Origin of the sequence: Pedobacter sp., assembly GCF_041662865.1 — a bacterium.
In the GTDB taxonomy this organism is placed as follows: Bacteria; Bacteroidota; Bacteroidia; order Sphingobacteriales; family Sphingobacteriaceae; genus Pedobacter.
On sequence record NZ_JBAZRL010000110.1, the window covers coordinates 448 to 3,029 of the forward strand.

General features: G+C 35.1%; 4 protein-coding genes. 1 reads left to right on the forward strand and 3 read right to left on the reverse strand.

What is annotated here, in order from left to right:
* The 3 genes from WC622_RS16740 to WC622_RS16750 all read right to left on the reverse strand — a co-directional run.
* Positions 1–79, reverse strand: a 79-nt coding sequence (locus WC622_RS16740) for a class I lanthipeptide (protein WP_372820836.1), incomplete at its 3' end; no start/stop codon positions are given.
* A gap of 125 nt (positions 80–204) precedes the next feature.
* Positions 205–1,089, reverse strand: a complete 885-nt coding sequence (locus tag WC622_RS16745) for an LLM class flavin-dependent oxidoreductase (RefSeq protein WP_372820832.1) — start codon at positions 1,087–1,089, stop codon at positions 205–207.
* A gap of 51 nt (positions 1,090–1,140) precedes the next feature.
* On the reverse strand, positions 1,141–1,704 hold the full coding sequence (locus tag WC622_RS16750; protein ID WP_372820833.1) for a YqgE/AlgH family protein: 564 nt from the start codon (positions 1,702–1,704) through the stop codon (positions 1,141–1,143).
* A gap of 123 nt (positions 1,705–1,827) precedes the next feature.
* On the opposite strand from WC622_RS16750, the gene pdxH reads away from it, so the two are divergent.
* Complete coding sequence (gene pdxH / locus WC622_RS16755) at positions 1,828–2,478, forward strand: pyridoxamine 5'-phosphate oxidase (RefSeq protein WP_372820834.1); 651 nt, start codon at positions 1,828–1,830, stop codon at positions 2,476–2,478.
* Positions 2,479–2,582 lie beyond the last annotated feature (104 nt).

Sequence of the window (2,582 nt, forward strand, 5' to 3'; positions counted from 1 at the left end):
TAGTACGTTGCTGTTTTTTTGTAAGTTCAGATACGGTTTCCTTATTTAAATCTAAGGAAAATTTAAATTTTTTCTTCATAACAGGTTATTTGGTTAAGCTTACTCTTTTCAGGATTTTCAGCAACCTCCTTATCAACTAAACACTAAGTTAATAATATATTTCAATTCCTATTAATTATTAAAAATATTTTACATTAATAAATCTCAAGTCTCCATCGTTGAAGCTAGTAAAGAAATAGAATTAAATTTATCTTTAGAATTTTTACATAAATCACAAATGATAATTTCGTTCGTAGCATATTTCTCTTGCATATCTTTCAAAAAATTGAAACATCCTACTGGGTTTCCATAATAAGATAATTTAAGATTTTTATGAGAATGCTCGTTGGCAATAATCTGTGCCTTTTGTTCTGTGTCACTACAAATCATGCCCACCAAAATATTAAATTTTGTTGCATTGTACTTTTCATTATTATGAATTTGGTTGATTAAATTAGTATCAAGATCCTTATGACATAATGATAAGGAAAAATTTAAATTATTTTCTGTAGCAAAATCCATCGACTTAGCACTACTACCTAAAACCCACATTTGCGGAGACATATTTGTGTTATACCCTGAAAGCAGGTGCTCATTAGCTAACTCATTTAAATAAGACTTCACCAAAACTGCCTTATCCAATAGAAGATCTGGTGCAAAAGTCCTGCCGTCTAACAAGCGTTCGTGAATATCATTATTTGGAGAATACCCCTTTGCAAAACCCAAATCAACTCTATTTGGAAATAGGCTAGCCAATAGTTTAAAATTTTGAGCACTTAATAATGGGTTTGCATAGCCCAACATGACACCAGCGGTTCCAATTCTAATTTTTTTTGTATATCCACCTAATAAGGTCAAAATTATTTCAGATGAACGCCATGCAACGTCATGAGTTTGGTGTTCTCCAATCCAATATCGCGAATACCCAAGCTTTTCAGCCATAACAGCTGCCTCCAAGGTATTTTGAATTGTTTCAATAGAATTGTTATTATATAATATCCCTAAGTCAAAAAGACCAAGCTTAAGTTTAGAAATGGATGATGATATCATATTTATTGATCTTTTAAAGGAAATTAAGGTATATATATTGAAAAGATCGTATTAATTTAACCGTGGGTCATTCGGGAAATTGCGAACATGTGCATATTTAGGACCAAGGTTTAAAATTACTTCTCTCCAAACTTCCTCTTCATTGTGTGAAAAAACTAAATCCTGACGAAATTTATCAGACACAATCCAGGTATTTTCTGCTATTTCATCTTGTAGCTGTGATTCTCCCCAGCCAGAATAGCCCAAGAAAAACTTTATTTCTGTTTCATCAATACTATTATTGTTAACCAGTATTTTGAGAGTCTCAAAATTTCCGCCCCAGTAAATGCCACTAGTTATTTCGTCACCACTGTTTAATTTATCATAGCAACGGTGAATAAAATGAATCGTATCAACTTCTACTGGTCCGCCAATAAAAACAGGAAAATTAGCTGCTCCTAGATCTGGTACTAAATCTTTTAACAGTAGCGGGCTTGGCTGGTTTAGAATAAAACCTAAAGTTCCCTCCTGTTCGTGCTCGGCTATGAACACAACAGACCGTTTAAAATTGGGGTCATTTAAAAAGGGTTCAGAAATTAATAATTTTCCAGCTGAAGGACGTGTTTTGCTTAACATCTAGACAAATTAAGAAAAAAAAAATGGACTTCCTACTCGCCGTCATCGGATGACGACCTCAATTTGACATCGTCATCCGGTGACGGTATTAGATTTTGAAGAAACTAAAGCTTATTTTTGTGCATGGAGCTTACAAAAGAAATGTTACAGAATTTAAGGCAAGACTATAGTGCTGCCGAATTAACAGAAAAGGAAGTAGATAAGAACCCAATTAAGCAGTTCGAGAAATGGTTTAGTGCGGCCTTGGATGCGCAATTGTATGAGCCCAATGTAATGACATTGGCTACAGCAGATAAAACAGGCAAGCCTAATGCGAGAATTGTATTGCTAAAGGGCGTTGACGAACAAGGCTTTAGTTTTTACACCAATTACCTTAGCACTAAGGGTAAAGAGTTGAAGAAAAACCCTCAAGCTTGCTTGGTTTTCTTTTGGGCTGAGTTACAGCGTCAGGTTCGTATTGAAGGTAAGGTAGAGAAACTAGATAAAGAAACCTCTGAAGCTTACTTTCACTCTCGTCCGCAAGGCAGCCAGATTGGCGCGATAGTTTCTCCACAGAGCCAAGTGATTAGCAACAGAACTGATTTAGAGAAGAAGGTCGAAGAATTAACCGTAAGTTATCAAGATAAGACCATCCCTAAACCAGCTCACTGGGGTGGTTATATTGTTAAACCAACATCGATTGAGTTTTGGCAAGGCAGATCAAGCCGCTTACATGACCGCATTAAATATGATTTGGTGAATGGCAAATGGCAAATAAATAGATTAGCCCCATAATAAAAAAAAACCGCTAGTAAGCGGTTTTTTTTTATTTACAAGGTATTATAATACGCGATCAGCTTGACGGCATCATCTTGTTTTTTAACATTCAACTTGTTTGC

Excerpts from the sequence above, each read along its gene's own strand:
- WC622_RS16750 (WP_372820833.1), bottom strand. The coding sequence starts at position 1,704 with ATGTTAAGCAAAACACGTCCTTCAGCTGGAAAATTATTAATTTCTGAA.
- WC622_RS16745 (WP_372820832.1), bottom strand. The coding sequence starts at position 1,089 with ATGATATCATCATCCATTTCTAAACTTAAGCTTGGTCTTTTTGACTTA.
- pdxH (WP_372820834.1), top strand. The coding sequence starts at position 1,828 with ATGGAGCTTACAAAAGAAATGTTACAGAATTTAAGGCAAGACTATAGT.